This window comes from Piscinibacter gummiphilus (assembly GCF_032681285.1).
GTDB classification, from domain to species: Bacteria; Pseudomonadota; Gammaproteobacteria; order Burkholderiales; family Burkholderiaceae_C; genus Rhizobacter; species Rhizobacter gummiphilus_A.
The window spans coordinates 5,062,023-5,087,999 of record NZ_CP136336.1; the positions used below are offsets into that span (position 1 = coordinate 5,062,023).

The following is a 25,977-nucleotide window of genomic DNA, read 5'->3' on the forward strand; positions in this document are numbered from 1 at the left end:
GGTGCAAGTCATCCAGCAGTTCATCGCACTCGCCGTCTCGGCCCTCGTGAGCGTGGCGGCGCAGGCCGTCACCCCCGACACCGCCACCCCCTCTGGGGGCCCACTTGCCGTCGACGCCCCCGCCCTGACGGCCGATGCCCGCCTCGTGCGCGACTGGGCACTCGACAGCGGCGACACGCAGCGCCAGCCCTTCGCCGTGGTCGACAAGAAGGCCGCCCGCCTCTACGCCTTCGACGCCGATGGCCGGCTGCTCGGCGCGACCCGTGTGCTGCTCGGCCAGGGCTTGGGCGACCACTCGGTGCCCGGCGTGGCCGACATCGACGATCTCAACCGCATTCCCCTCGCAGACCGCACCACGCCGGCCGGCCGCTTTGCGTCGCAACCGGGCCGCAACCTGAGCGGCGAGGCCATCGTGTGGTTCGACTACCAGGCGGCGCTGGCCATCCACCGCGTGCGCCCCGGCGCCTCGCAGGCGCAACGCATGGCACGCCTCGGCACCCCCGGCGCCGACGACAAACGCGCCTCGCTCGGCTGCGTGGTGGTGCCGCCGGCGTTCTACGACACGGTGATCGCACCTTCGCTCGGCCGCCAGCGCGGCGTGGTCTACGTGCTGCCCGAGCGGCAGCCGGTGCAGGCCTTCTTCGGCCCCGGCGCCACGGTGGCGGGCGGGCGCTGACCCATCAGTCGCCGCGGCCGGCCAGCCGCAGCTGCTTGCGCCGGAAATCGCCCTGGCGCTCGAACATCCAACCCGGGTATTCGGGCGGCAGGCGACTCACTTCATCCAGCGCACGCAACTCGTCGGCGCTCAGACGCAGCTTCACCGCGGCCAGGTTGTCGGCGAGCTGATCGGGGCGCTTGGCGCCGACGATCACGCTCGTGACCTGCGGCTGGTGCAAGAGCCACGCGAGCGCCACCTGCGCGACCGACACCTCGTGCTCCTCGGCGATCGGCCGCATGGCCTCGATGCAGGCGTCGGCCCGCGGGCGCAGCACCGGCGGGAAGTCGAAGCCGCTGCGCCGGCTGCCCGCCTCGGCCTCCCCGCTCGCGAACTTGCCGCTCAGAAGGCCACCCGCCAGCGGGCTCCACACCATCAGGCCCAGGCCTTCGCTCTTGAGCATGGGCACGATCTCGCGCTCCAGGTCGCGGCCGGCGAGCGTGTAGTAGGCCTGCAGCGATTCGAAGCGCGCGAGCCCGAGCCGCTCGCTGATGCCCAGCGCCTTGGCGATCTGCCACGCGGCCCAGTTCGACACGCCGACGTAGCGCACACGCCCATCCCGCACCAGCGTGTCGAGCGCGCGCACCGTCTCTTCGATCGGCGTGGCGGGGTCGAAGCCGTGGATCTGATAGAGGTCGATGTGCTCGAGCTGCAGGCGCTTCAGGCTCGCCTTCACGCCGTCGAGGATGTGGCCGCGCGAGTTGCCGCGGGCATTGGGCGTGGCGCCGGTCTCGCCGAAGACCTTGGTCGCGACGATCACGCTCTCGCGCGGCACCTTCAGGTTCTTCAGCGCCTGGCCGGTGATCTGCTCCGACACCCCGCCGGCATAGACATCGGCGGTGTCGATGAAGTTGACGCCGGCATCGAGCGCCTGGCCAACCAGGCGCTCGGCCTCGGCCTGCTGCAGCGTGCCGATCTTGCCCCACAAGTCGGTGCTGCCGCCGAAGGTCATGGTGCCGAGGCACAGCTCGGAAACGAAGAGGCCGGTGCGGCCGAGCGGCAGGTGGCGCATGGTGAGGCTCCAGGTGAGAGGAGCCTTGCAGCATAGGCAGCGCGCTCACCCCTGCGCGCAACGAGGCTTCTGCTCAGCCGGTCACCTTACCCGAGCGTAGGCGGCTTCGAGACCGGGTGCGAGAGCACGAGCGAGGTGCTCACGCTGCCGTGCGCGGCGAGCGCATCCACCACCCGCTCCAGGTCCTGCGGGCCGGCAAAGGCACAGCGCACGATGAAGCAGTCTTCGCCCGTCACGCGCACCGCATCGAGCACCTCGGGCATCGACTGGAAGAGCGCCACGTAGCGCTGGATGTGCGCATGCGTGGTGCGCACCCTGACCACCGCCTGCAGCGCCAGGCCGACCATCGCGAGGTTGATGCGCGCACCGTAGCCGGCGATCACGCCCGCGTCTTCGAGCTTCTTCACCCGCTCGCTGATCGCCGGCTGAGACAGCCCGATGCGCCGGCCGAGCGCGGCCAGCGGCTGGCGCGCGTCGTCCTGCAGCGCCTGAAGGATCTGGTGGTCTTTCTTGTCGAGCTTGAACGGCGCGGCAGCGGTCATGGCGATGAAGCAAAGGTTTGGCGGGGCAAGTTCCGATGAGTGGCGATGGCGCGCATCGCACCCGCTGCCTATCGTAGGCGGCATCGTCACTCCCGTTTCGTTCATCACATGCGACCCGTCCTCCTCGTGCCTGGCATCCAGAACTCGGGCCCCACCCATTGGCAATCGTTGTGGGAAGCGCAGCACGCGGGCGTCACGCGCGTGCCGCAGCGCGACTGGGATCACCCCGTGTGCGACGAGTGGGTCGCCTCGCTCGACACCGCCGTGCGCGCCGCCGCTCAGCCGCCCATCGTCGTGGCCCACAGCCTGGGCTGCCTGGTGGCGGCGCACTGGGCCGCACGCCACGGCGCGGCGGTGCACGCGCTACTGCTCGTCGCCGTGCCCGACCCGCTGGGGCCGGCCTTCCCCGCCGAAGCGCACGGCTTCGCGCCGCTGCCGGTGGCGCTGCCCGGCCGCCGTGTGCGCATGGTCACGAGCCGGGACGACCCGTATGCGCCCGGCGAACACGGCGCCACCGTCGCCGCACGCTGGCAGGCCGAGCACGTCGACCTCGGCGCGCGCGGCCACCTCAACGCGCAGAGCGGCCTCGGCGACTGGCCTCAGGCGTGGGCCTGGGTCGAGGCCTGGCGCGCGGAAGGCTGAGCGGGCGGCAGGCAGCCCAATCCGATCAGGGTCTCGCGCACGGCGTCGTCGAGCGGCGTGTGGGGCTCGGCGCCGAGCACGGCGACCAGCGCCTCGTTGCGCAACTGCAGCGGCTGCTGCCAGAGGTAGCGCATCTCCTTCAACTCGCGAAAGATGCGCACCACCGGCGCAAGCAGCGTCACCACCGGCCACGGGAAGCGCGCGATGCGGGGCGCGCGGCCGGTCTCGGCGAGCACCACACGCTGCACCGACTCGGCCATCTGCGCGCCGGTCGCGTCCCAATGCCCGGCCATGTGGAACCGCGCGAAGGCCGGCAGCGTGGCCTCGCGCTCCAGCAGCAAGACCATGGTGCGCGCCACGTCGGGCAGGTAGGCCCAGGCGTGGCCGGCCGCGCCAGGCTGCACTGCCGCACGCACCGGCTGGCCGCGTTTGACGACCCCCTGCGAGAACCAGCTGTTGCCCGCCTGCGGGCCGAAGAAGTCACCCGCCCGCACGACCAGGCTGCGCACGCCGTCGCGGGCCGCCGCTTCGAGCCGCTGCTCGAGGGCGACGCGCACCGCGCCCTTGCGCGTGTGGGGGTGCTGGGGCGCGTCTTCCGCGACGAGCGGGAACACCTCGGTGCCGTAGTTGTAGACCGTGCCCGGCAGCACGATGCGCGCCCCGGTGACGCGCGCCGCGGCGATGGTGTTGGCCATCATCGGCAGCACCAGCTCGCCCCAGCGCTGGTAGGCCGGCGGGTTGACCGCGTGCACGATGGCCGAGGCGCCCTGCGCGGCGCGCAGCACATCGGCCGCGTTCATCGCGTCGCCCTCCAGCCACTCGATGCCGTCGTCGCGGCCGGTCACGCGGTTGAGCTGGCGCACCAGCCCCTTCACCCGCCAGCCCGCGCGGCGCAGCTGCCGTGCCACCTCGCCGCCGATGCCCCCGGTCGCGCCCAGCACCAGCGCCGTCTTTCCGTGTTGCGTGTCCATCGTCTTGCTCCTCGTGGGTGTTGCGATGGACAGCAGTGTGGGCAGCAACCCGCTCAAAAGGAATTGCCGAACATCGTGGTGCAGCCATACATTTCTGCATGGCCCAGGACACCCCCGGCTGGGAACTCTTCCGCACCTTCCTCGGCGTGCTGCAAGCCGGCTCGCTCTCGGCCGCCGCGCGTGAGCTGGGCCTCACGCAGCCCACTGCGGGCCGGCACGTGGCGGCGCTGGAGAAGGCGCTCTCGCTCACGCTTTTCACGCGCTCGCAGACGGGCCTCCTGCCCACCGACGCCGCCCGCGCGCTGCAGCCCTATGCGGAAAGCATGGCGGCCACCGCCGCGGCCTTGCAGCGCGAAGCCAGCAGCCAGGCCGACAGCCTCGAGCGGGTGCGTGGCGCGGTGCGCATCACCGCCAGCGAAGTGATCGGCGTGGAGGTGCTGCCCCCGATCCTGGCCCGGCTTCGGCAGCAGCAGCCCGGGCTCGTGGTCGAACTGGTCATCAGCAACCGCCTGCAGGACCTGCTCCACCGCGAGGCCGACATCGCGGTGCGCATGACCCCGCCTCACCACGAAGCGTTGATCGCTCAGCGCCTCGGCGGCATCGAACTCGGCATGCACGCCCACCGCGACTACCTCGCCCGGCGCGGCACGCCGCGCACCGAAGCCGAGCTGCTGGGGCACGACCTGATCGGCTTCGACACCGAGACGCCGTTCATCCGCGCGCTCGCCCGATCGATCGGGGCGGTGAAGCGCGACGCCTTCGCGCTGCGCACCGACAACGACCTGGCGCAACTCGCGGCCATCCGCGCCGGTCACGGCATCGGCTTCTGCCAGGTCGGATTGGCAAAACGGCATGGCGCGCTGGTGCGCGTCATGCCGAAACGGTTTGCCTTCAAGCTGGACACCTGGCTCGCGATGCACGAAGACCTGCGGGCGAGCCCGCGTTGCCAGGTGACCTTCCAGGCCCTGGCCGAAGGGCTCAGGGCCTACATCGAGGGCTGACGCTTACTCGTCGCGCCCGCCGAAGATGCCGAACAGCGCCAGCAGCGACTGGAACACGTTGTACAGGCTCAGGTACACGCCCAGCGTGGCGGTGATGTAGTTCGTCTCATGCCCGTCTTGCACACGCTTGAGGTCGTGCAGGATGAAGGCCGAGAAGATGCCGATGGCGAGCACCGACAGCGTGATCATCAGCGCAGGCGACTTCAGGAAGATGTTGGCAATGCCTGCCACCAGCAACATGATCGCGCCGATGAAGAGCCACTTGCCCATGCTGGACAGGTCGCGCTTGATCACCGACGACAGCATCGCCATGCCGAGGAAGATCGCGCCCGTGCCGGCGAAGGCCATCATGATGAGACCGGCGCCGTTGGCGAGGCCGAGCACCATGCCGACCATGCGCGACAGCATCAGGCCCATGAAGAAGGTGAAGCCGAGCAGGATGGGCACGCCGGCCGACGAGTTCTTCGTCTTCTCGATGGCGAACATGAAGCCGAAGGCACCGCCCAGGAAGACCACCAGGCTCACCATCGGCGACATGGCCGCGGCGATGCCGGTGGCCACGCCAATCCAGGCGCCGAGCACCGTGGGCACCATCGAGAGCGCGAGCAGCCAGTAGGTGTTGCGCAGGACCTTGTTGCGCTCCTGCGGCGAGGTGACGGCCTGGCCGTAGACCTGTTGAATGTCGTAGTTCATGACGACTCCTTTGCTAGTTAAGAAAACAGCGGAAGACTCATCACGCAGCCAGCGCCCGCCGCTTGTTCCGGGCGCGGATGTTCAAAGCTTCGACAGCCAGCGAGAAGGCCATCGCGGCGTAGATGTAACCCTTGGGCACGTGCACGTCGAAGGCCTCGGCGGTGAGCGCCATGCCCACCATCACCAGGAAGGCCAGCGCCAGCACCTTGACCGACGGATGGCGGTCGACGAATTCGCCGATCGGCTTGGCCGCGAAGAGCATCACGGCCACGGCGGCGATCACGGCCGCCACCATCACGCCGATCTCGTCGACCATGCCCACCGCCGTGATCACCGAGTCGAGGGAGAACACGATGTCGATGATGGCGATCTGGCCGATGATGGCCCAGAACAGCTTGCCGCCCACCGACTTGATGACAGCGTCGTCGGTCTTGGGCGGGCCATCCTGCTCGCGCGCCTCGACCTCGATGAAGATCTCGTGCGTGGCCTTGTAGAGCAGGAAGAGGCCACCCAGCAGCAGCACGATGTCGCGCCCGCTGATGCCTTGGCCGGCCACGGTGAAGAGGTCGGCGGTGAGGCTCATCACCCAGCTCAGCGAGAAGAGCAGCGCCAGGCGGCTCAGCATCGCGAAGCCGAGGCCGAGCCGGCGCGCCATGTCGCGCTGTTGCGCCGGCAGGCGGCCCACCAGGATCGAGATGAAGATGATGTTGTCGACCCCGAGCACGATCTCGAGGGCGGTGAGCATCGCGAACGCGATCCAGAGGTTGGGGTCGAGAAGGAATTCCATCGCTTGGAATCTAGGCGTTCCGACACTTCGCGTAAAGTCGCGATTTTGGAAGCATGACTTCTAGAAAACGGAAGCATGAACTTCAAACACCTCTATTACTTCTGGGCCACCGCCAAGGCGGGCGGGGTGATGCGCGCCGGCGAGCAGCTGCACACCACCCCGCAGACGCTCTCGACCCAGATCAAGCTGCTCGAAGAACGGCTCGGTTGCGCGCTCTTCCGCAAGAAGGGCCGCCACCTGGAGCTGACCGAAGAGGGCCGCACCGCGCTCGGCTATGCCGACCAGATCTTCGCGCTGAGCACCGAGCTCGAAGCCGCCATCGGCCGCGCCGGCACGGCGGGCGCGGTGCTGCCCTTCCGCGTGGGCATCGCCGATCAGGTGCCCAAAGCCATTGCCTACCGGCTGATCGAGCCGGCGCTGCGCGTGCCCAACACCCGCCTCATCGGCCACGAGGGCAAGCTGCAAGACCTTTTGGGCCAGCTCTCGGTGCACCGGCTCGACCTCGTGCTCGCCGACGAGCCGATGGGCAAGTCGGTGAGCGTGAAAGCCTACAACCATCCGCTCGGCACGACCGCCATGAGCTTCTTCGCGGCGCCTGCCCTCAAGCGCTCGCTGAAAGGCGCGTTTCCCAAATGCCTCGACGGCGCGCCCTTTCTCTCGCAAGGCTCTTCGTCGGCGATGCGACAGCGGCTCGATCTGTGGCTGGCCGAGCAGGGACTGCACCCGCGCGTGGTCGGTGAGTTCGACGACGCCGCCCTGATGAAGGCCTTCGGGCGCGAAGGCCAGGGTGTCTTCATGTCGCCCACGGTGCTCGACGACGAGACCTGCGAGCAATACGGCGTGAAAGTGCTGGGCCGCACCGAGGCGCTGGTGGAAGAGTTCTACGCGATCTCGGTGGAGCGGCGCATCACGCACCCCTGCGTGGTGGCAATCACCGAAGCAGCGCGCGGGCGCTTCCTCGCGTAGGTCAGACCTGCGTCAGCTCCTGGCGCACTGCGTACAACGCCAGCTCGACGTCGTTGCGCACGCCCGTCTTCTCGAGGATGCGTGCGCGGTAGGTGCTGACGGTGTTGGACGACAGCGCCAGCTGTTCGGCGATCTCGCCCACGCTGCGGCCCTGGCTCAGCAGTCGGAACACCTGGTACTCGCGGTGCGACAGGCGCTCGTGCAGCGGCTTGTCTTCGGTGTGGCCGGCGCCAATGGCACTCGCCAGGTGCTCGGCCACGGTCGGCGTGATGAACATGCCGCCCGCCGCCACCTTGCGGATGGCCGAGATCATCTGCTCGGAGTCGGCGCTCTTGTTGAGATAGCCCACCGCGCCGAGCTTCATGCTGCGCACCGCGTACTGCTTGTCGGGGTAGGTGCTGAGCATCAGCACCGGGAGCTTCGGGTATTCGCTCTTCATCTGGCGCAGCACGTCGAGGCCGTCGCGGTGGGGCATCGCGATGTCCATGAGCACCACGTCGATGCCACCTTGCCGCACACGCGCGAGCGCTTCCGGGCCGTTGGCCGCTTCGAACGCGACCTCGATGTCGGGCGCATCGGCAAGCACCTGGCGGATGCCCTGGCGCACGATCAGGTGGTCGTCACAGATCAGCACGTGGATGGTCATGGGGCCTCCGTCGGCAAGGGCATGGTCAGGCGCACATACGTGCCCACGCCCGGCACGCTGTCGATGGTGAGCTGCCCGCCGAAGTGCCCGGCACGCTCGCGCATGCCCATCACGCCATAGCTGCGCGGGGCGTCGAGCGCTTCGCGGGTGGCGCCCACGCCATCGTCGCGCACCTCGAGGTGCAGCACGGGCGCTGGCGGGCCATCGACATACAGGCGGATGTGCACCCAGCGCGCACGCGCATGCCGCGCCACGTTGCTCAGCATCTCCTGGAAGATGCGGAAGACCGCGATCGCCCAGCGCTCGCCCTGCGGGCCCGTGGGCGCCTCGACGCCGTGGTGCACATGCACCTGCAACTCATGCTGCAGCTCGGTGGCCTCGATGAACTCCTGCGCCTGCCATTCAAGCGCCGCCCAGAGGCCCTGGTGGTCGAGGATGCTCGGGCGCAGGTCGGTGATGATGCGGCCGAGGTTGTCGACGGCGCGGTCGATCAGCGTGCCCATGCCCTCGCACTTGGCCGCCAGCGGCGGGCGGTCGTCGACACGCTTGTGCAGCCAGTTCACGTCCATCTTCAACGCGACCAGCAGCGAGCCCAGCTCGTCGTGGATCTCGCGGGCGATGCGGGTGCGCTCTTCTTCTCGCACCGTCTCCAGGTAGGCCGAGAGCTCGCGCAACTGGCCGAGCGCGTGGGTCAACGCGTGCGTGCGCTCTTCGACCCGCCGCTCCAGCTCTTCATGCGCCTGGCGCAGCTCGACCTCGGCCCGCTTGCGCTCGGTGATGTCGACGATGGTGACCACCGCGCCCTGCACCACGCCACCGTCGATTACCGGGTGCGACGAGTACTCGGCGCTGAAGGCGCTGCCATCGGCCCGCCACAGCACTTCGCTGTCGATGCGGCAGGGCAGGCCGCGCCGGAAGGCGTTGAAGATCGGGCAGTCGCACTCGGGGTAGTGGCGCCCGTCGGCATGCGTGTGGTGGATGAGCTCGTGCATGTTGCGGCCATGCACTTGCTCGGTGCGGTAGCCCAGCATCTCGGCCGCCGCGCGGTTGACGAAGGTGCACCGGCCGTCCATGTCGATGCCGAAGATGCCCTCGCCGGTGGATTCGAGCAGCAGTTGCAGGCGCTCGCTCCAGGCTGCATTCGGCTGCAGCGCGTGAGGCGCCACGACGGGCAGCAAGGAACGGCTCAACTCGGACAACATGCACAACCTCGGGGGGCACGAACTCCCCACCGCAGTGCAAGGGTCGTGCCACACCTCGAAGAAGGCTCAGCGCAGGAAATCGCGCCCCATCATGAAGACCGCGGCGCTCATCAACGCCACCGAGGCCCAGCCGAGAAAGCGTGTCTTGCGGCGCACCGGCAGCGGCCCCATCACCTCACGCTTGCCCGACAGCACCATCATCGCCACCATGATCGGCACCGAGACCACGCCATTGACGACAGCGCTCCAGTACAGCGCTTTCATCGGGTCGACGGAGGTGAAGTCGAGCCCAGTGCCCACCAGCGTGGCCACGGTGATGATGGCGTAGAACTTCTTGGCCTCGTACCAGCGGCGCTCCAGCCCCTCGTCCCACCCGAAGGCCTCGGCCACGGCGTAAGCGGCAGACGACGCGAGCACCGGCACGGCCAGCAGGCCGGTGGCGATGATGCCGACAGCAAAGAGCACGAAGGCGAGGTCGCCGGCGAGCGGGCGCAGGGCCTGCGCCGCCTGAGCGGCCGTCTCTACGCTGGTGATGCCGGCGGTGTGCAGGACCACGGCGCCCATCAACATCACGCAGAAGGCGATGCCGTTGGAGAACACCATGCCGATGAGGGTGTCGAGCCGCACTCGCCGCAGCGCCCGCAGCACCGCGCCTGGCGCTTCGTTGCCGGCGACGATGCCATGCAAGCGCATCTCCTCGACCTCTTGCGAGGCCTGCCAGAAGAACAGGTAAGGCGAGATCGTGGTGCCCAGGATGGCCACGATCGTCATCCAGAAGGCCGAACTCGCCTCCAGCCGCGGCACCACCAGGTCATGCACCACGCGCGCCCACGGCACCTGCACGGTGAACACTGCCAGCACATAAACGAAGAGGCTGAGCGTGAGCCACTTCAGGAGCGGCGCGAGGCGGCGGTACGGCACGAACACCTGCAGCAACACCGTGAGCACGCCGAACACCGCCGCATGGAAGTGCTCGCCGCCGCCCACCACCATCTGCAGTGCCTCGCCCATCGCGGCGATGTCGGCGGCGATGTTGATGGTGTTGGCGGCGAGCAGCAGCGCCACGATCAGCAGCACGAACCATCGCGGCGCATGCAACCGCAGGTTGGCCGCGATGCCACGGCCCGACTGGCGGCCGATGCGCGCACTCACCAGTTGGATGGCCACCATGAACGGAAGCGAAAGGAACACCGTCCACAGGATGCCGGTGCCGAACTGCGCACCGGCCTGGGTGTAGGTGGCGATGCCGGAGGGGTCGTCGTCGGCGGCGCCCGTCACCACCCCTGGCCCCACATGGCGCAAGAACGAGGGCAGCCCGAGACGCATGTGCGCCTTCTTCAGGCCACCCGGGCCCGCCAGCGCGGCCACATCACGTTGAGCGCCAAGCCACACAGCACCAGGGCCGCGGCCAGCAACTTCCAGCCCGGCAGTGATTCGCCCAGCCACCAGCTCGATGCGGCCATACCGAACACCGGCACCAAGAGCGCCATCGGCGTGATGCTCGCCGCGGGGTGGCGCGAGAGCAGCCATCCCCAGGCCGCGTAGCCAAAGAGCGTGTTGCCGACCGACTGCCACACGACCGCGGCCCAGGTCGCCGCATCGGCGTTCACCACGCCGGCCTCGATGGCCGGCCAGCCTTCCACCCACAACGAGAGCGCGAGCAGCGGCGGCACGGCCGCAGCGCTCGACCACACCACATACGCCAGCATGTTCACCTGGCCTGCGCGCTTGCTCACGATGTTGGCGCAGGCCCAGGAGAAGGCGGCTGCCAGCACCATGAGGAGCCCGGCCACCGTGGCATCACCGCCCGTGTGCGCGCCGATCACGCCGATGCCCGCGGCGCCGAGCGCGAGCGCGAGCCACTGGTAGCCCTGCACCCGCTCGCGCGCCAGGCGCATCGCCAGCACGATGGTGAAGAAGACTTGCGTCTGGATCACGAGCGAGGCGAGGCCCGGCGAGATGCTGCTGCGCATCGCGATGTAGAGCACGCCGAACTGGCCCACGCCGATCAGCACGCCGTAGGCGGCGAGGTTGCGCCACGGCACCGCCGGCTTGCGCAGCAGCAGCACCACGGGAAAGAACGCGATGGCGTAGCGCAGCGTCGCGAAGAGCAGCGGCGGCAGGTGTGCGAGCGCCGCCTTGATGACCACGAAGTTGGTGCCCCACACCGCCACCACGGCGAGTGCCAGCAGCAGGTGCCGCCACGGCGGGTGCGCCGTGGTCAAGCGACCACCACGCGGTTCTGGCCCGAGGCCTTGGCGTTGATGAGCGCGTGCTCGGCACGCTGCACGGTGTCGGCCACCGTCTCGCCCGCGCGGTGCTCGGCCACGCCGGCCGAGAAGCTCAGGTGCAGGGCACCCTCGCCCGGCGCGTCGATCGCGATCGCCTTGATGCGCTCTCGCAACCGCTCCAGGCTCGTGCGGCCGAGCGAGGCGCGGGTGTTGCTGAGCATCAGCAGGAACTGCTTGCCGTCCCAGCGCGAGAGCAGGTCGGAGATGCGGATCACGTTCAGCGCCTCGTTGGCGAAGCGGCGCAGCAGCTCGTCGGCGAAGGCGTGGCCGTGCCGGTCGTTGATTTCGCGGAAGCCGTCGATGTCGATCACCGCGAGGCAGAACGACTGCCCCGAGCGCACGCCGCGCTGGCGCTCCTGCTCCATCAGCTCGACCATGTGGCGGCGGTTGATGAGGCCGGTGAGTTCGTCGCGCGTGGCGAGTTCCTGGATGCGCGCGAGCGCGATCGCGATGTCCTTCTTCTGTCGGCGCAGGCGGTCGCGCAGACGGCTCAGCTGCCCGGCCAGCACCGCGACCGCCGGCACCATGATCGCGATCATGATGAAGTGGCCCCACTCCACGGCCGGCTCGTAGACCGCGGGGTTGCGCCAGGCCATCGTGGCCATCGTCACGCCGAACACCGCCACCGCGAAGAAGCTCGTGCGCAGCACGGTGGCCGGTGCCAGCGAATACATGCTGAACATGAACACGACCATCAGGATCGGGAAGGCGCCGCCGCGCCCCTTGCCGGCGATGGCATACGCCACCGCCGCGCACAGGATGGCGAACACCATCTGTGGCACCGTGAGCGAGGGCTCGGCATAGCGCAGGTTCTGGCCGCTGCGGATGGTGATGAAGAACACCACGAAGCCGCCGATCAGCACCAGCGTCCACCACGCGGTGGGCTCCATCGGCGCGAGCCCGGCCCACACCAGGTACTGCATGTTGAGCACGCTGCCCAGCACCAGCAGCATCGCCGTGCCGCACTGCACGAGGCGCAGGCGCTGCTTGGGTTCGGTGCCGAAGAGCCAGTCGGCCAGGCGAGACGATGACATCAACGCGAACGGGGCTTGCCGGCGTGCAGATGAGAAAGCGGCAAGGCCGCCCCGGCCTTCACTTCGCCCAGCGAGAAGCTGGTGTGGATGTCTTTGACGTTCGGCAGGTTGAGCAGGGTGTCGATCGAAAAGCGGGAGAACGCATCGAGGTCGGTGGCCATGACTTGCAGCTCGAAAGTGCCGGTGCCTGAAATGTAGTGGCAGGCGATCACCTCGGGCAATTTGCGGATCGCGTCTTCCAGCGCGCGGGTGGCCAGGCCGTTGTTGCGCTCGGCATCCACTCGCACGAAGGCCAGCACCCCGAGGCCGATCTTGCGGCGGTCGATCTCGGCCCGGTAGCCGGTGATGTAGCCCTGCTCTTCCAGCCACTTCACGCGCCGCCAGGTGGGCGCGGCCGACAGGCCGATGCGCGCGGCCAGCTCGGCATTCGACAGGCGGGCGTCGTGCTGCAGCTCGCGCAGGATCAGCACGTCGTAGCGGTCAAGCGCATCGCCGTGCGGTTCGGCGGGCTCGTCCGCGAGCTTGATGGTTTTCCCTGGGAACGGCTTTTTGAGCGGCATTTCGACTCCAGATGCCAGATCGGCGAAAGATTATTGCTGCAACACCCTTTCATCGAGCAAACAAAGAAAGGACTTCCAACGCCCGCTTCCCTACACTGCCGAGACCGCCCACCCTTCGAAGCAGACCGCGGTCACGAGCTGCGGTGCTGCCCACACACTGGAGCCCTGACGCATGAACGCACCGCTACCCGAATCGATCCGCAAGGCCCTGGAGAGCGTCTCGCTCGACGACAAATACGCGCTGCCCACGGGCAAGGCGTTCATGAGCGGGGTGCAGGCCCTGGTGCGGCTGCCCATGTTGCAGCGCACACGCGACGCGATGGCCGGGCTCAACACCGCAGGCTTCATCAGCGGGTACCGGGGCTCACCGCTCGGCGGCTACGACCAGGCGCTGTGGGCCGCGAAGAAACATCTGCAGGCGCAGAACATCGTCTTCCAGCCCGGCGTGAACGAGGAGCTGGGGGCGACCGCCGTCTGGGGCACGCAGCAGCTCGACCTCTACCCGCAAAGCAAGAAGTTCGACGGCGTCTTCGGCCTCTGGTACGGCAAGGGCCCGGGCGTCGACCGCTGCTCCGACGTCTTCAAGCACGCCAACATGGCCGGCACCGCCAAGCACGGTGGGGTGATCGCCCTCGCCGGCGACGACCACATCGCCAAGAGCAGCACCGCCGCGCACCAGAGCGACCACATCTTCAAGGCCTGCGGGCTGCCGGTGTTCTTCCCGTCCAGCGTGCAGGACATCCTCGACATGGGCCTGCATGCGTTTGCGATGAGCCGCTTCTCGGGCGTGTGGGCCGGCATGAAGACGATCCAGGAGATCGTCGAATCGTCGGCCAGCATCAGCGTCGACCCCGACCGCGTGCAGATCGTGCTGCCCGAAGACTTCGTGATGCCGCCGGGCGGCCTGCACATCCGCTGGCCCGACCCGCCGCTGGAGCAGGAAGCGCGGCTCATGGATCACAAGTGGTATGCCGCGCTCGCCTACGTGCGGGCCAACAAGCTCAACCACAACGTCATCAGCGGCCCGCACGATCGCTTCGGCCTGATCGCCAGCGGCAAGGCCTACAACGACACCCGCCAGGCGCTGCACGACCTCGGCCTCTCCGACGACGACTGCCGCCGCCTCGGCATCCGCCTGCACAAGGTCAACGTGGTGTGGCCGCTCGAAGCCACCATCACCCGCGACTTCGCGACCGGCCTGCAGGAGATCCTGGTCGTCGAAGAGAAGCGCCAGGTCATCGAGTACCAGCTCAAGGAAGAGCTTTACAACTGGCGCACCGACGTGCGCCCCAACGTGCTCGGCAAGTTCGACGAAGCCGAGGGCGACGCCACCGGCGGCGAGTGGTCGCAGCCCAACCCGAGCGCCAACTGGCTGCTGCGCGCCCAGGCCGACCTCACGCCCGCGATCATCGCCAAGGCGATCGGCAAGCGGCTCAAGAAGCTCGGCGTGGATGCCGACACCGCCGCCCGCATCGACGCCCGCCTCGCGCTCATCGACGCGAAAGAGAAGTCGCTGCAGGCCCTCAAGGCCGACAGCGGCGACCGCCAGCCCTTCTTCTGCAGCGGCTGCCCGCACAACACTTCCACCCGCGTGCCCGAGGGCTCGCGTGCCGTGGCCGGCATCGGCTGCCACTACATGGTGGTGTGGATGGACCGCAGCACCTCCACCTTCACGCAGATGGGCGGCGAAGGCGTGCCCTGGGTGGGCCAGGCACCGTTCACCACCGAGAACCACATCTTTGCCAACCTCGGCGACGGCACCTACTTCCACAGCGGCCTGCTCGCCATCCGCCAGAGCATCGCGGCGGGCGTGAACATCACCTACAAGGTCCTCTACAACGATGCGGTGGCGATGACCGGCGGCCAGCGTGTGGGCGAACGGCCCGAGGGCCACTCGGTGCTGCAGATCATGCAGAGCCTGAAGGCCGAGGGCGTGGCCGCGCTCAGCATCGTGACCGACGACCCGGCCAAGTACGACGGCGTGACGCTCTCGCCCGGCGTGCAGGTCTTCCACCGCGACGAGCTCGACCGCCTGCAACGCGAGTACCGCGAGCTCAAGGGCGTGACGGCCATCATCTACGACCAGACCTGCGCCACCGAGAAGCGCCGCCGTCGCAAGCGCGGCACGATGGTCGAGCCCGACACCCGCGTCGTCATCAACGATCTGGTGTGCGAAGGCTGCGGTGACTGCTCCGTGCAGAGCAACTGCCTGAGCGTGGAGCCGGTCGAGACCGAGTTCGGCCGCAAGCGCCGCATCAACCAGAACACCTGCAACAAGGACTACTCCTGCGTGAAGGGCTTCTGCCCTAGCTTCGTCACGGTGCAGGGCGGGCAGCTGAAGTCGGCGAAGAAGACCGAGGTCTCACGCCCTGACCCATCGAAGATTGGCGTGCCCGAGCCCACGCTGCCCGACACCCACCACGCCTTCGGCATCGTCGTTGCGGGCGTCGGTGGCACAGGCGTCATCACCATCGGCCAGCTGCTCGGCATGGCCGCGCACCTCGAAGGCAAGGGCATCGTCACGCAAGACGCGGCCGGCCTCGCGCAAAAAGGTGGCAGCACCTGGAGCCACATCCAGATCGCCGACAGCATGGACGCGATCTACACCACCAAGGTCGGCACCGCCGAGGCCGACCTCGTGCTCGCGTGCGACCCCATCGTCGGCGCCAACAAGGGCACGCTCGCCGTGGTGCGCGAGGGCCGCACCTTCGTCGCGCTCAACACCCACGGCTCGCCGACCGCGGCCTTCGTGCACAACCCCGACTGGCAATTCCCCTCCGCGAGTTGCGAAGCCGCCTTGATGAACGCCGCAGGCCGCGACGGCTTCGGCGCCTTCGATGCCGAGCAGCTCGCCGTGGCGCTCTGCGGCGACTCGCTCTACACCAACCCGATGATGCTCGGCTACGCGTGGCAGAAGGGCCGGGTGCCGCTCTCGCACGCCTCGCTGATGCGCGCGATGGAACTCAACGGCGTGCAGGTCGAGCGCAACCAGCTGGCCTTCGAGTGGGGCCGCCGCGCGGCGCATGACCTGCGTGCGGTGCAATCCCTGGCCCAGCCGTCGCAGGTGATCGAGTTCGTGCGCAAGCCTTCCGGCAACCTGGATGAGCTGGTGAGCAAGCGCGTCGAGTTCCTCACCTCCTACCAGAATGCCGCCTACGCCGCGCAGTACCGCGCCTACGTCGACAAGGTGCGCACCGCCGAAGCGCCGCTCGGCAGCACGAAGCTGGCCGAAGCCGTGGCGCGCTACCTCTTCAAGCTGATGGCCTACAAGGACGAATACGAAGTCGCGCGCCTGCACACCGAGACCGGCTTCCTGGAGAAGATCGCCTCGCAGTTCGAGGGCGACTACCGCGTGAACTACCACCTTGCGCCGCCGCTGCTCGCCAAGCACAACGAGCGCGGCGAGCTGGTGAAGCAGCGCTTCGGCCCCTGGATGAAAACCGCCTTTCGCGTGCTCGCCAAGTTGAAGGGTCTGCGCGGCACCGCCTTCGACCCCTTCGGCCGCACCGAAGAGCGCCAGACCGAACGTGCGTTGATCGCCGAGTACCGCGCGAGCCTCGACGAGGTGCTGACGACGCTCAACGCCGACAACCTGCCGCAGGCCCTCGCGATTGCGAAGATCCCCGAAGACATCCGCGGCTACGGCCACGTGAAGGCACGCCACCTCGCCGCCGCGCGCGACAAATGGCAGAGCCTGATGCAGCAATGGCGAGGCGCCGTCCGTCAGGCGGCTTGATTTTTCTATTCACTTTCTATTCAAATAGAACCCCTGATGCCCTGAGACCCCTTGTTTTCTCGAGGGGCTGGGCGCCTGAGGTTCTATTCAATGACCAGCACCCAAGAGCTGCCAAGCCGCGTCCGATCGCTGCTGACCGCGCGAGGCTTCGCCACCTCGGCCGAGCTGCAGCAGGCCACGGGCAAGAGCCAGGCCACGTTGTCGCGTGTGCTCAAGGGCATGTCGCGCGACCTGGCGGTGCTGGGCGCGGGCAAGCGCACCCGCTACGGCCTGCCACACACCATCCGCGGGCTGCCTGCACAGCAGCCGCTGTGGTGGACCGATGAAGCCGGCCTCACCCGTCGATACGGCACCCTCACCTTTCTCGCCGGGGCCCATGTGCATGTCAGCGCCGAGCACGGCCTGGATGTGACGACGCGCGACGAACTCCCCTGGTTCCTGGCGCCGCTGCGGCTGCAAGGTTTCCTGGGGCGCGAATGGGCGCAGCGCCTGGGCCTGGACCGCAACCCCGAGCAGTGGGACGTGGAGCAGGTGCTCTACGCTGCCATTTGCATCGACGACCACCCCGGCGCCATCTCCATCGGCGAGCCGCAGGCCGAGATGGCGGCGCGCCACCCCATTCCGCTGCAGGAGCGCGGCCCTCGTTACGACACCCTCGCCGCCGACGTGTCGTCCACCCTGCCGGCGGGCTCATCGGCCGGCGGTGAGCAGTCGAAGTTCCTCGCGGTGCTCGGCACCGGCGAGCATGTGCTGGTGAAGTTCACGCCACCGCGCGGCACGCCCTTCGGCGAGCGCTGGCACGACCTGCTGCATGCGGAACACCTCGCCCTGCAGGTGCTGACCGAAGCCGGCTTCGCGGTCGCAGCCAGCCGGCTCGTCGAGACGACGACGCGCACCTACCTCGAATCCTCGCGCTTCGACCGTCTCGGCGCCCGGGGCCGGCGCCATGCGGTGCCGCTCGATGCCGTCCACCAGGCCTTCGTCCCCGGCCCACGCCAGACCTGGGCCGCGACCTGCGATGCACTCGCCGCGCAGCGCCGCCTCGCCACGCAGGAGGCGCAGGCCGTGCACACGCTGCTCAGCTTCGGCCGCCTCATCGGCAACAGCGACATGCACTTCGGCAACCTGAGCCTGTGGGCCGACGCCCCGGCCACCGAACGCTTCAACCTCGCGCCGCTCTATGACATGCTGCCCATGCGCTGGCGGCCCGATGCGTTCGCGGGGCTGCATGACTACGCCGCCTTCGAGCCGGTGCATCTGGCGGCCGATGCGCGCGCCACCGCGATGGCGCGAGATTTCTGGGCGCGCCTGGCCGAGCACGCTCCCGCCAGCCAGGCCTTGCGTGACACCGCGGCCGCCATGCACGACCGCCTGCCCCGCACCTGCCGAAGGGGGGCGTGACAACCCGGGCATGACACGGGACTCTGCGCGGTGGGAAGATGCGGCGCCCACCCCCACAGGAGACACCCGATGAACGCTCGCTTCCACCTGCCGGCCTTGCTCTCGATCTCCCTCGTCGCCCTCGCCGCCTGCGGCTCGATGGCGCCGAAGAACCCCACCACCTTCTTCGTGACCAGCACCGGCAGCGGCAAGGGGGCCGACTTCGGCGGCCTCGCCGGCGCCGACAAGCACTGCCAGTCGCTCGCCGACGCCGCCGGCATGGGCCAGCGCACCTGGCGCGCCTACCTCAGCACCAGTGCCAGCAGTGGCGGCACCGCCGTGAACGCCCGCGACCGCATCGGCAGCGGCCCGTGGCAGAACGTGAAGGGCGAGGTGATCGCCACCAGCGTCGACGACCTGCACAGCGCCAACAACAAGCTCACCAAGCAGACCGCACTCACCGAGAAGGGCGGCGTGACCAACGGCCGCGGCGACACGCCCAACCTGCACGACATCCTGACCGGCTCGCTGCCCGACGGCCGCGCCGCCAGCGCCACCTGCAACAACTGGACGTCCAGCGGCGAAGGCAGCGCCATCGTCGGCCACCACGACCGCATGGGGCTCAACGAGTCGGCCGAGGCGAAGTCGTGGAACTCGTCGCACCCCTCGCGCGGCTGCAGCCCGGATGCGCTCAAGGCCACCGGCGGTGCCGGGCTGCTGTATTGCTTCGCCATCAACTGACAGCGAAGCGGGCTTCGCTTCAGTTCAGAACTGCATGAAGCTCAGCCCGAAGCCGACGCTCGTCTGCTTGAAGTTGTAGTCGGTGAGCGTCTCGCCGTAGCCGTGGAAGGCCTGCAGGAACCAGCGCAGGCCGTTGGGCCGGCTCTTGGCCACCGGGTAGGTCCACTCGAACTGCAGCGCGCCCCAGTCGCTGCGCCGGGCGCTGTTGCGCCACAGCAGCGAGGTCGTGCTGGCGCCCGGCGTCCAGCCGAGCTGCAGTTCGGTGCGGCCGCGGTAGTCGACGAGGTCGGGGTTGTTGTCGCGCTCGAGCTTCTCGTTCAGGCGCTGCGAGACACGGGCGGTGAGGTTCAGGTCGCCGCGCTCGAAGCCGGTGCCGAGGTAGACGCGGTTCCAGCTGCGCGAGAGCGGGTCCGACTGGCCGTTGGACTGGTGCGCGAGGCCGAACTGCCCGAGCCGCCATTGCCAGCCGAAGGGCAGCTGCCGCACGGCCTTGGGCACCGGCACCACGAAGATGGCTTCGGGCTCGTAGTCGGTGTTGCGGAAGGGCTTGGAGTCCTTGCCGTTCCAGATCTGCCACATGGCCTGCTGCGTGAAGGCAAGCCACAGGTCGCCACCCGTGCCGAGCACGTCCTGGACCGCCTTGGTGCGCAGCGAGATCTGGAACTTGGCCTCGACGTCGCGGTAGTTCGGCTGGTTCACCGCGGCCTGCGTGGGCGACTGCGGCGCACGGTTGATGCGGTTGGTCTTGTGCAGGGGCATCACGTAGTTGGCGCGATAGCCGAGCAGGTTGAAGGTGCCGCGCTTGTCGCCCGCGTCGAGCTCCCAATACTGCGACAGCGGGCTCGCCTCGGGCTTCACCTCGTGAGCCGGGGCGGTGGCCGCCCCTTGCGGAGCCATCTGCGTGGTGGCGATGGGCACCTCGGCCGGCGGTGGCGCGGGCAGCGCGCGGCCGGCGAGCTTGTCGTAGCAGGCCAGCCGGTCGGCGGCCGAGCCGATGGCGGCGCATTCCTGCATCGCCTCGTTGCTGGGGGCGGGTACCGCCGACGGCGAGGTGCTCGCCTGGGCGCGGGCCGCGCTCGCTGCGAGCACGAGGCAGCTCGCGACGACACAGGGCAGGAAGGACAAGGCGTGGAGTCGTTGAGCAGGTTTCGACACGGTGAGCGCGCAGTGGACGGGGCCGCGCGATGGTAAGCGGCGGGTTTGGTGAGATCATTTCGCCCATGAATACCCAAGTCCAAGAGCTGGTCGAACTGCTGCAGGTCGAGCAACTGGAGCACAACCTCTTCCGCGGCATCAGCGGCGACATCGGCAGCCCGCGCGTCTTCGGCGGCCAGGTGCTGGGCCAGGCGCTGATGGCGGCCGCGCTCACCGTCGAGCGCGACCGCAGCGTGCATTCGCTGCACGCCTACTTCCTGCGCCCCGGCGACAAGCAGGCCAAGATCGTCTACGACGTGGAGCGCATCCGTGACGGCGGCAGCTTCACCACCCGGCGCGTGGTCGCCATCCAGCACGGCCAGCCCATCTTCAACTTCGCCGCCTCCTTCCATGTGAAGGAAGAAGGCGTGTCGCACCAGGACCCGATGCCCCAGGTGCCGCCACCCGACGGCCTGACGAGCGTGCACGAGCTGCGCCGCCAGCATTTCGACAAGCTGCCCGAGCGTCTGCGCGCGGTGCTGCATGCCGAGACCGCCATCGACATCCGCCACTGCGAGCCGTTCAACCCGCTCAACCCACCGCCAGCCGGCGAGCGCGCGGCGGTCAACAACTCGTGGTTCCGCGCCTCCGACCGCCTGCCCGACGACCCGGTGCTGCACCAGGCGATGCTGGCCTACTCGTCCGACTTCGGCCTGTTGAGCGCCGCGCTGTTGCCGCACGGGCTGAGCTTCATGAACGGCAGCGTGCAAGGCGTGAGCCTCGACCATGCGATGTGGTTCCACGACAGCTTCCGCATGGACGACTGGCTGCTCTATGCCACCAACTCCCCGGCCGCCAATGGCGCGCGCGGCTTCTGCCGCGGCAGCATCTACACGCAGGACGGGCGGCTCGTCGCCTCCGTCGCGCAAGAGGGCCTGATGCGGCCTCAGCCGCCCAAGCCCAAGCCGAACAGCTAAAGCGGCGGCCTGAGCCTGCGGATCAGGGCCTCGCGCCGCGCGAGGCTCTCGGCCGGCCAGACCTCCGACGCGCGGTAGTACTCAGGCACTGCCCATGCACCGGGCGGCAGCTGCACCCACGGCTGCTTCGACTGCGTGTAGATGTGGATGTCGGGCGGCAAACGATCCGGCTCGTCGAGCGTGCCCACCCGGACGAAACACACCGCATCGCCAGAGCCTGCATAGTGGCTCCACACCGCGATGCGGCAGTGGGCGCAGCGCACGATCTTCTGGCCCTTGCCGCTCGCCGACGGCGTGAGCACGGTCTCGACCTCGCCAGACGTCAGCCGCTGCACCCGGTCGGCTTCGATCATCGCGTTGAGCGCGAACGATGCGCCCGTCTCGCGCTGGCACCAGCGGCAATGGCAGCAGTGCACGATGAGCGGTGCGCTGGTCAGGCGGTAGCGCAGCTGCCGGCAGGTGCAGCCGCCTTCGAAGGTGGTGGTTGTGTTCTGCACCAAGGCCTCATCAGCCACCGCACACGCGGACAGCGACTTCCACTCCGAGCCGGGGGCTGCTCAGCACCAGGAGGCCGGTGTCGGCCAGCAGATCGGCCGCGCCGGCCATCGAGGCCTGGGCGAGCACGACGGTGTCGCCGGGTTTCGCGTGCCGGCGCACGGCGCTTGCGATGCGATCGAGGTAGGCCTCGCGCCGGCCCGCCTCGAAATGAGGCCAGGCCTCTTCGACGCACAGCGAGCGCATCGCGAGCGGCCGGCCGACGCGCTCGGCCGAGGAGCGCAGCAGCTGCGCGGTCGGCTCCAGGGTGCTCTGCACGGCGGCGACCATCAGCACCGGCGCACCGCGTTGCACGGCCTCGTCGGCCATGGCGCGGTCGATGCGGGTGATGGGCACGCTCGCGCGCGTCGCCTCGGCCAAGCCGCCGAGGGTGGAACAACTGCACACCACCACACGAGATTGGCTCGCCGCCGATTGCAGTGCCGAGCGCACGCCGGCGATGAGGCCCGGATCGTCGAGGCCTTCGACCTGCGCCCGCGCCAACAAGTCTTCGCGCACCAGATGCGAAGCGGTAAGCTGCGGCGCAACGTCCTTCACCAACGCATCGAAGGTGGCCACGTGCGCGGGCGAGGTGTGGAGGAAGGCGATGTCGGCCATGTCATCTCTTCAACAGCACGGGAAGCGACGACACGATCATCACCACCCCCGAGACGGTGAGCAAGCCCAGCACCACCCGCCGGAACGAGGTCTCGCTCAGCCCCACGTACAAGCGCGTGCCCAGCACCGAGGGAATGAAGAGCGCCGGGATCACCGCCCCGAAGAGCGGCCACATCTCGCGCGTGACCATGCCGCTGCCCACGTAGGTGGCGAAGGTGACCGAGAGCGCGGCGAGGTTGAAGTTCTGCAGCACGGCGCGGGCGGTGTCCTTGTCCCAGCCGCGCAGCGTGCACCACAGCGAGGGCACGACGCCGGTGAACCCGCCCAGCCCACCCATCACGCCACCGGCGGTGCCAGCCAGCGCATCGCCGATGCGCCCGCCGCGGGTGATGCGCGGGAAGCGCTGCGCAAAGAGCATGGCCGAGCAGCACACCATCAGCGTCACGCCGAGGCCGAATTTGAAGACGACCGCATCGACATAGGGCAGCACCACCACGCCCAGCGGCACGCCCACCAGCGCGCCGGCCAGGAAGGGCCACAGGAGCGGCCACTGCAGGCCCCGGCGCAGGCGCACGGCCGCGAAGATCTGCCCGCTCAGGCCGCCGGCGATCGACATCACGACTGCCACGCGCGGGTCGATGGCCCAGACCCAGATCGACATCGCAACCATGCCGAAGGCAAAGCCCGACAGCCCCTGCACGAAGCCGGCAACCGCCGCGCCGACGACGAGCAGCGCGATCTCAGCGCCCGGCATCGCGTGCGATCACTTGGAGCGGCCGTCGAAGTGGTGGACCTTCACCGTATCGAGGTCGATGCCTTCGAGGCAGCGCACGTTGATCGCGGCCATCGCATTGCCTTTCGGGTCGACACCCTCGCCATAGGGGTGGATGCCGCAGGTCGGGCAGAAGCGGTGCTTGATGACGTGCTTGTTGAAGGTGTAGGTGCTGGCGGCGTCTTCGGGCGTCTTGAGCTTCAGCTCCGCGCGCGGCACGAACCACAGCAGCGAGCCCTTGCGCTGGCAGATCGAGCAGTTGCAGGCCAGTGCCGTGCCGATCTCGCCTTCGACCTCGAAGGCGACTCGTCCGCAGTGGCAGCTTCCGGTGTATTTCATGGGGGGAGTCTCCTTGTCGTGGCAATGTACCTAACCCGTGATGATGGGCCGCAGGGTGTCGATCTCGTCGACGATGAAGTCGAAGAACGCGGCCACCCGCGGGCTTTTCCGCAGCTCGGGCGTGGTGAGCACACGCCAGATGCGGGTGAGCTCGGGGATGGGGCCGAGCACCTTTTCCAGCTCGGGCTCGGCATCGCCGAGCGCCGTGGGCAAGGGCGCGAGGCCGACGCCGGCCTTCACCGAGTGCAGCAGGCCCAGCACGCTGCTGTTGCGCGCCACCGGCACCACGCCGGGCGCAATCTGCTGCAGCCACTGGGCGGCCCGGTGCTGGGCCATTCCCTCGTCCAGGCCCACCAGCGCGTGTGACACGAGCTCGTCGACGGAACGTGGGCGCCCGTGCTGCGCCAGGTAGCGGCCGCTGCCGTACACGGCCCACAGCGAATCGCCGATCTTGCGGCCGATGAGCGCGCCGTCGTCGGTGTCGCCGGAACGCAGGGCGATGTCGGCTTCGCCCTTGTGCAGGTCGAGGTACTGGTCGCTCATCACGAACTCCACGCGCAGCTCGGGGTAGCGTGCCTGGAATCGGTCGAGCAGCAGCGACGCGCCGATGCGCGTGACGAGCGGCTCGGGGCAGGTCACGCGCACCACGCCGGCCACGTCGCGCGCCGCCACCGCGAGCTGCCACTCGAAGGCCTGCACCGCCTGGGCCACGGCTTGCGCGTGCGGCAGCATGTGGCGGCCGAAATCGGTGAGCTGGTAGCCGGTGGGCTCGCGCTTGACGAGCGGCTGGCCGGTGTGGCGCTCCAGCTCGGCAATGCGCCGCTGCACCGTGGACGCGTCGGCTCCGAGCGCGCGCCCGGCGGCGAGCGTGCTGCCGTGCTGGGCCAGGGCGACGAAGTAGCGCAGGTCGTTCCAGTTGAGCATGGGTCGACCTTATGCAGGATTGCGGCCCCCTTGTGCAAGCCTGCGCCTTACGTCCAGCAGGGCCGGCGCCTAGCCTTGGGTCAGCTCAACGCCGGAGACCTTCATGAACCGCCTCGCCCTTTTGCTGCTTCCCGCCCTCTGCGGCCCCGCGCTCGCGCAGGACCCGACCCTCACCGACGGCGACAAGTACCGCGTGGTGCTCGACAACGCCTGCGTGCGGGTGCTGCGCTACCACGATCAACCGGGCGACAAGACGCAACTGCACCGGCACCCGAACTTCGTGGTGGTGGCGCTCGCCCCCTTCAAGCGCAGGCTCACGCTGGCCGACGGCCGCACGATGGCCCGCGAGTTCAAGGCGGGCGACACGCTGTATTCGGCGGGAGAAGACCACATCGGCGAAAACGTGGGCGACACGCCCACCGAGGTGGTGATGGTCGAGCTCAAGCCCGGCCGCCAGTGCGCCCGCTGAGGTCGCGCCGGCTCAGCGCTTCTTGCCCGGGCCGCCCTGCCGGCGCCAGTACTGGAACTCGTCTTCGTGCACCTCGACGTCGAGCTCGTCGACGCGCACGCGCAGCCGCTCCTGCACTTCGGTCACCGCCTGGTTGTAGATGACGGGGCCGATCTCTTCCAGAAAGTAGTTGAGCAGCGCGCCCGCGGCGATGTTACCGATCCGCTCTTCCATGTTCTCCTGGAAGTAGCGCTCGATGGAGGCGATGGCCTCCTGACGGGCTTCCTTCGGGATCTCGATGGTCATGACAGGCCTGCGCACCCTCGGGGGGCATTGAACGACGTGGACGTGGGGGTCGTCATTTCTTGCGCTGCTGCCAGGCGATCAACTCGCCCACGAAGCCGCGGCGGAAGGCGATCACGCACACCACGAAGATCACGCCGATGATCACCGTGACCCACGAGCCCACGCGGTCGGCGAGGAAGTTCTGCAGCCCGATGATGGTGAAGGCGCCGATCACCGGGCCGGCGAAGGTGCCCAGGCCGCCGAGCAGCGTCATCAGGATCACCTCGCCCGAGAGCGACCAGTGCACGTCGGTCAGCGTGGCGAAGCCAAGCACCAGGGTCTTGAGCGAGCCAGCCAGGCCGGCGAGCGCGCTCGAGAGCACGAAGGCGAGCAGCTTGTAGCGGTCGACGTCGTAGCCGAGCGAGATGGCGCGCGGCTCGTTCTCGCGGATGGCCTTGAGCACCTGGCCGTAGGGCGAGTGCACGATGCGCAGGATACCGAGGAACACCGCCGCGAAGATCGCCAGCACCAGGTAGTACATCGCGATGTCGCTGCCGAGCGGCAAGACACCGAAGAGCTTGCCGCGCGGCACGCCCTGCAGGCCGTCTTCACCGCCGGTGAAGGGCGCCTGCAGGCAGACGAAGTACACCATCTGCGCCATCGCGAGCGTGATCATCGCGAAGTAGATGCCCTGGCGGCGGATGGCAATCAGCCCCACCACCAGGCCGAGCAGCGCCGCGACCCCGACCCCGGCGATCAGGCCGAGTTCGGGCGTGAGGCCGGCCGAGCGCACCAGCCAGCCGGTGGCATACGCCGCCGAGCCGAGGAAACACGCGTGGCCGAACGACAAGAGGCCGGTGAAGCCGAGCAGCAGGTTGAAGGCGCAGGCAAAGATCGCGAAGCACAGCGCCTTCATCATGAAGACGGGATACAGGCCGACGAAGGGCGCAATCGCGAGCAGCGCGAAGAGCACCGCCCATGCGATGCGCGCGTTGCGGGTCTGGGTGGTGGCTTGGAGGGCCATGCC

General features: G+C 68.8%; 28 protein-coding genes. 9 read left to right on the forward strand and 19 right to left on the reverse strand.

From position 1 onward, the window contains the following. The first annotated feature begins 1 nt into the window (after position 1). Positions 2–676 carry a L,D-transpeptidase gene (locus RXV79_RS24050; protein WP_316700614.1) on the forward strand — a complete coding sequence of 225 codons (675 nt, stop codon included), beginning with the start codon at positions 2–4 and terminating at the stop codon, positions 674–676. 4 nt (positions 677–680) lie between these two features. On the opposite strand, the gene RXV79_RS24055 is transcribed toward RXV79_RS24050, so the two are convergent. Further along, the gene (locus RXV79_RS24055) at positions 681–1,727 is read right to left on the reverse strand and encodes an aldo/keto reductase (protein ID WP_316700615.1); all 1,047 of its coding nucleotides are present in this window, start codon (positions 1,725–1,727) and stop codon (positions 681–683) included. Between the two features lie 86 nt (positions 1,728–1,813). After that, positions 1,814–2,269 (reverse strand): Lrp/AsnC family transcriptional regulator, encoded by a 456-nt coding sequence (locus RXV79_RS24060; RefSeq protein WP_316700616.1) that lies wholly within the window; start codon positions 2,267–2,269, stop codon positions 1,814–1,816. A gap of 108 nt (positions 2,270–2,377) precedes the next feature. Here RXV79_RS24060 and RXV79_RS24065 point away from each other — a divergent pair, with 108 nt between their 5' ends. After that, the gene (locus RXV79_RS24065) at positions 2,378–2,911 is read left to right on the forward strand and encodes an RBBP9/YdeN family alpha/beta hydrolase (RefSeq protein WP_316700617.1); all 534 of its coding nucleotides are present in this window, start codon (positions 2,378–2,380) and stop codon (positions 2,909–2,911) included. Here RXV79_RS24065 and RXV79_RS24070 read toward each other — a convergent pair. Then, positions 2,869–3,882 (reverse strand): NAD-dependent epimerase/dehydratase family protein, encoded by a 1,014-nt coding sequence (locus tag RXV79_RS24070; protein WP_316700618.1) that lies wholly within the window; start codon positions 3,880–3,882, stop codon positions 2,869–2,871. The two genes, RXV79_RS24065 and RXV79_RS24070, sit on opposite strands and share 43 nt — an antisense overlap. A gap of 98 nt (positions 3,883–3,980) precedes the next feature. Between RXV79_RS24070 and RXV79_RS24075 the strand changes: the two genes are divergently transcribed. Next, positions 3,981–4,883 (forward strand): LysR family transcriptional regulator, encoded by a 903-nt coding sequence (locus RXV79_RS24075; protein WP_316700620.1) that lies wholly within the window; start codon positions 3,981–3,983, stop codon positions 4,881–4,883. 3 nt (positions 4,884–4,886) lie between these two features. Here RXV79_RS24075 and RXV79_RS24080 read toward each other — a convergent pair whose 3' ends face one another. Next, a complete protein-coding gene (locus tag RXV79_RS24080) occupies positions 4,887–5,576 on the reverse strand; it encodes a Bax inhibitor-1/YccA family protein (protein ID WP_316700621.1) in 690 nt (229 codons plus the stop codon). A 40-nt stretch (positions 5,577–5,616) separates the two neighbouring features. Continuing rightward, entirely contained in the window at positions 5,617–6,363 is a 747-nt protein-coding gene (locus tag RXV79_RS24085; RefSeq protein WP_316700622.1) for a TerC family protein, read from the reverse strand. A gap of 75 nt (positions 6,364–6,438) precedes the next feature. Between RXV79_RS24085 and nhaR the strand changes: the two genes are divergently transcribed. After that, positions 6,439–7,329 (forward strand): transcriptional activator NhaR, encoded by an 891-nt coding sequence (gene nhaR / locus RXV79_RS24090; RefSeq protein ID WP_316700623.1) that lies wholly within the window; start codon positions 6,439–6,441, stop codon positions 7,327–7,329. A gap of 1 nt (position 7,330) precedes the next feature. Here nhaR and RXV79_RS24095 read toward each other — a convergent pair whose 3' ends face one another. The 6 genes from RXV79_RS24095 to RXV79_RS24120 form a co-directional block, all read right to left on the reverse strand. Continuing rightward, positions 7,331–7,975 carry a response regulator gene (locus tag RXV79_RS24095; RefSeq protein ID WP_316700624.1) on the reverse strand — a complete coding sequence of 215 codons (645 nt, stop codon included), beginning with the start codon at positions 7,973–7,975 and terminating at the stop codon, positions 7,331–7,333. Then, on the reverse strand, positions 7,972–9,177 hold the full coding sequence (locus RXV79_RS24100) for a sensor histidine kinase (RefSeq protein WP_316700625.1): 1,206 nt from the start codon (positions 9,175–9,177) through the stop codon (positions 7,972–7,974). The genes RXV79_RS24095 and RXV79_RS24100 overlap by 4 nt, the downstream gene beginning before the upstream one ends. A gap of 66 nt (positions 9,178–9,243) precedes the next feature. After that, complete coding sequence (locus tag RXV79_RS24105; protein WP_316700626.1) at positions 9,244–10,503, reverse strand: NRAMP family divalent metal transporter; 1,260 nt, start codon at positions 10,501–10,503, stop codon at positions 9,244–9,246. An 11-nt stretch (positions 10,504–10,514) separates the two neighbouring features. Further along, positions 10,515–11,402 (reverse strand): EamA family transporter, encoded by an 888-nt coding sequence (locus RXV79_RS24110; protein ID WP_316700627.1) that lies wholly within the window; start codon positions 11,400–11,402, stop codon positions 10,515–10,517. Continuing rightward, a complete protein-coding gene (locus RXV79_RS24115) occupies positions 11,399–12,502 on the reverse strand; it encodes a diguanylate cyclase (protein ID WP_316700628.1) in 1,104 nt (367 codons plus the stop codon). The genes RXV79_RS24110 and RXV79_RS24115 overlap by 4 nt, the downstream gene beginning before the upstream one ends. Further along, on the reverse strand, positions 12,502–13,062 hold the full coding sequence (locus tag RXV79_RS24120; RefSeq protein ID WP_316700629.1) for an Lrp/AsnC family transcriptional regulator: 561 nt from the start codon (positions 13,060–13,062) through the stop codon (positions 12,502–12,504). Before RXV79_RS24120 ends, RXV79_RS24115 begins: the two co-directional genes overlap by 1 nt. Positions 13,063–13,234: 172 nt before the next feature. Between RXV79_RS24120 and RXV79_RS24125 the strand changes: the two genes are divergently transcribed. The 3 genes from RXV79_RS24125 to RXV79_RS24135 all read left to right on the forward strand — a co-directional run bounded on the left by RXV79_RS24125 (position 13,235) and on the right by RXV79_RS24135 (position 18,919). Further along, a complete protein-coding gene (locus RXV79_RS24125; protein WP_316700630.1) occupies positions 13,235–16,798 on the forward strand; it encodes an indolepyruvate ferredoxin oxidoreductase family protein in 3,564 nt (1,187 codons plus the stop codon). 90 nt (positions 16,799–16,888) lie between these two features. Next, entirely contained in the window at positions 16,889–18,199 is a 1,311-nt protein-coding gene (locus tag RXV79_RS24130; protein ID WP_316700631.1) for a HipA domain-containing protein, read from the forward strand. 69 nt (positions 18,200–18,268) lie between these two features. After that, positions 18,269–18,919, forward strand: coding sequence for a hypothetical protein (locus tag RXV79_RS24135; RefSeq protein ID WP_316700632.1), 651 nt, complete (start codon positions 18,269–18,271; stop codon positions 18,917–18,919). Positions 18,920–18,943: 24 nt separating this feature from the next. Here RXV79_RS24135 and RXV79_RS24140 read toward each other — a convergent pair whose 3' ends face one another. Beyond that, positions 18,944–20,044 carry a phospholipase A gene (locus tag RXV79_RS24140; RefSeq protein ID WP_316700633.1) on the reverse strand — a complete coding sequence of 367 codons (1,101 nt, stop codon included), beginning with the start codon at positions 20,042–20,044 and terminating at the stop codon, positions 18,944–18,946. A gap of 95 nt (positions 20,045–20,139) precedes the next feature. Here RXV79_RS24140 and tesB point away from each other — a divergent pair, with 95 nt between their 5' ends. Beyond that, entirely contained in the window at positions 20,140–21,030 is an 891-nt protein-coding gene (gene tesB, locus RXV79_RS24145) for an acyl-CoA thioesterase II (RefSeq protein ID WP_316700634.1), read from the forward strand. On the opposite strand, the gene RXV79_RS24150 is transcribed toward tesB, so the two are convergent. Genes RXV79_RS24150 through RXV79_RS24170 form a run of 5 tightly spaced genes read right to left on the reverse strand, consistent with a single transcriptional unit; the run spans position 21,027 to position 24,217 of the window. Next, on the reverse strand, positions 21,027–21,527 hold the full coding sequence (locus RXV79_RS24150) for a GFA family protein (RefSeq protein ID WP_316700635.1): 501 nt from the start codon (positions 21,525–21,527) through the stop codon (positions 21,027–21,029). The two genes, tesB and RXV79_RS24150, sit on opposite strands and share 4 nt — an antisense overlap. A 10-nt stretch (positions 21,528–21,537) precedes the next feature. Continuing rightward, the gene (locus tag RXV79_RS24155) at positions 21,538–22,182 is read right to left on the reverse strand and encodes an aspartate/glutamate racemase family protein (protein WP_316700636.1); all 645 of its coding nucleotides are present in this window, start codon (positions 22,180–22,182) and stop codon (positions 21,538–21,540) included. A 1-nt stretch (position 22,183) separates the two neighbouring features. Then, a complete protein-coding gene (locus tag RXV79_RS24160; RefSeq protein ID WP_316700637.1) occupies positions 22,184–22,936 on the reverse strand; it encodes a sulfite exporter TauE/SafE family protein in 753 nt (250 codons plus the stop codon). Positions 22,937–22,945: 9 nt separating this feature from the next. Continuing rightward, positions 22,946–23,293 carry a GFA family protein gene (locus RXV79_RS24165; RefSeq protein WP_316700638.1) on the reverse strand — a complete coding sequence of 116 codons (348 nt, stop codon included), beginning with the start codon at positions 23,291–23,293 and terminating at the stop codon, positions 22,946–22,948. A gap of 30 nt (positions 23,294–23,323) precedes the next feature. After that, positions 23,324–24,217 carry a LysR family transcriptional regulator gene (locus RXV79_RS24170; RefSeq protein WP_316700639.1) on the reverse strand — a complete coding sequence of 298 codons (894 nt, stop codon included), beginning with the start codon at positions 24,215–24,217 and terminating at the stop codon, positions 23,324–23,326. A gap of 103 nt (positions 24,218–24,320) precedes the next feature. Here RXV79_RS24170 and RXV79_RS24175 point away from each other — a divergent pair, with 103 nt between their 5' ends. Further along, positions 24,321–24,686, forward strand: a complete 366-nt coding sequence (locus RXV79_RS24175; protein ID WP_316700640.1) for a cupin domain-containing protein — start codon at positions 24,321–24,323, stop codon at positions 24,684–24,686. Between the two features lie 12 nt (positions 24,687–24,698). On the opposite strand, the gene RXV79_RS24180 is transcribed toward RXV79_RS24175, so the two are convergent. Both RXV79_RS24180 and RXV79_RS24185 read right to left on the reverse strand, forming a co-directional pair. Beyond that, entirely contained in the window at positions 24,699–24,971 is a 273-nt protein-coding gene (locus RXV79_RS24180; protein WP_316700641.1) for a DUF2164 domain-containing protein, read from the reverse strand. Between the two features lie 52 nt (positions 24,972–25,023). Then, positions 25,024–25,974 carry a branched-chain amino acid ABC transporter permease gene (locus tag RXV79_RS24185; protein WP_316700642.1) on the reverse strand — a complete coding sequence of 317 codons (951 nt, stop codon included), beginning with the start codon at positions 25,972–25,974 and terminating at the stop codon, positions 25,024–25,026. Positions 25,975–25,977: the final 3 nt, after the last annotated feature.

Coding starts and splice junctions, on each gene's coding strand:
- RXV79_RS24055 (WP_316700615.1), bottom strand. CDS start 1,727: ATGCGCCACCTGCCGCTCGGCCGCACCGGCCTCTTCGTTTCCGAGCTG.
- RXV79_RS24060 (WP_316700616.1), bottom strand. CDS start 2,269: ATGACCGCTGCCGCGCCGTTCAAGCTCGACAAGAAAGACCACCAGATC.
- RXV79_RS24065 (WP_316700617.1), top strand. CDS start 2,378: ATGCGACCCGTCCTCCTCGTGCCTGGCATCCAGAACTCGGGCCCCACC.
- RXV79_RS24070 (WP_316700618.1), bottom strand. CDS start 3,882: ATGGACACGCAACACGGAAAGACGGCGCTGGTGCTGGGCGCGACCGGG.
- RXV79_RS24075 (WP_316700620.1), top strand. CDS start 3,981: ATGGCCCAGGACACCCCCGGCTGGGAACTCTTCCGCACCTTCCTCGGC.
- RXV79_RS24080 (WP_316700621.1), bottom strand. CDS start 5,576: ATGAACTACGACATTCAACAGGTCTACGGCCAGGCCGTCACCTCGCCG.
- RXV79_RS24085 (WP_316700622.1), bottom strand. CDS start 6,363: ATGGAATTCCTTCTCGACCCCAACCTCTGGATCGCGTTCGCGATGCTC.
- nhaR (WP_316700623.1), top strand. CDS start 6,439: ATGAACTTCAAACACCTCTATTACTTCTGGGCCACCGCCAAGGCGGGC.
- RXV79_RS24095 (WP_316700624.1), bottom strand. CDS start 7,975: ATGACCATCCACGTGCTGATCTGTGACGACCACCTGATCGTGCGCCAG.
- RXV79_RS24100 (WP_316700625.1), bottom strand. CDS start 9,177: ATGTTGTCCGAGTTGAGCCGTTCCTTGCTGCCCGTCGTGGCGCCTCAC.
- RXV79_RS24105 (WP_316700626.1), bottom strand. CDS start 10,503: ATGCGTCTCGGGCTGCCCTCGTTCTTGCGCCATGTGGGGCCAGGGGTG.
- RXV79_RS24115 (WP_316700628.1), bottom strand. CDS start 12,502: ATGTCATCGTCTCGCCTGGCCGACTGGCTCTTCGGCACCGAACCCAAG.
- RXV79_RS24120 (WP_316700629.1), bottom strand. CDS start 13,062: ATGCCGCTCAAAAAGCCGTTCCCAGGGAAAACCATCAAGCTCGCGGAC.
- RXV79_RS24125 (WP_316700630.1), top strand. CDS start 13,235: ATGAACGCACCGCTACCCGAATCGATCCGCAAGGCCCTGGAGAGCGTC.
- RXV79_RS24130 (WP_316700631.1), top strand. CDS start 16,889: ATGACCAGCACCCAAGAGCTGCCAAGCCGCGTCCGATCGCTGCTGACC.
- RXV79_RS24135 (WP_316700632.1), top strand. CDS start 18,269: ATGAACGCTCGCTTCCACCTGCCGGCCTTGCTCTCGATCTCCCTCGTC.
- tesB (WP_316700634.1), top strand. CDS start 20,140: ATGAATACCCAAGTCCAAGAGCTGGTCGAACTGCTGCAGGTCGAGCAA.
- RXV79_RS24155 (WP_316700636.1), bottom strand. CDS start 22,182: ATGGCCGACATCGCCTTCCTCCACACCTCGCCCGCGCACGTGGCCACC.
- RXV79_RS24160 (WP_316700637.1), bottom strand. CDS start 22,936: ATGCCGGGCGCTGAGATCGCGCTGCTCGTCGTCGGCGCGGCGGTTGCC.
- RXV79_RS24165 (WP_316700638.1), bottom strand. CDS start 23,293: ATGAAATACACCGGAAGCTGCCACTGCGGACGAGTCGCCTTCGAGGTC.
- RXV79_RS24170 (WP_316700639.1), bottom strand. CDS start 24,217: ATGCTCAACTGGAACGACCTGCGCTACTTCGTCGCCCTGGCCCAGCAC.
- RXV79_RS24175 (WP_316700640.1), top strand. CDS start 24,321: ATGAACCGCCTCGCCCTTTTGCTGCTTCCCGCCCTCTGCGGCCCCGCG.
- RXV79_RS24180 (WP_316700641.1), bottom strand. CDS start 24,971: ATGACCATCGAGATCCCGAAGGAAGCCCGTCAGGAGGCCATCGCCTCC.
- RXV79_RS24185 (WP_316700642.1), bottom strand. CDS start 25,974: ATGGCCCTCCAAGCCACCACCCAGACCCGCAACGCGCGCATCGCATGG.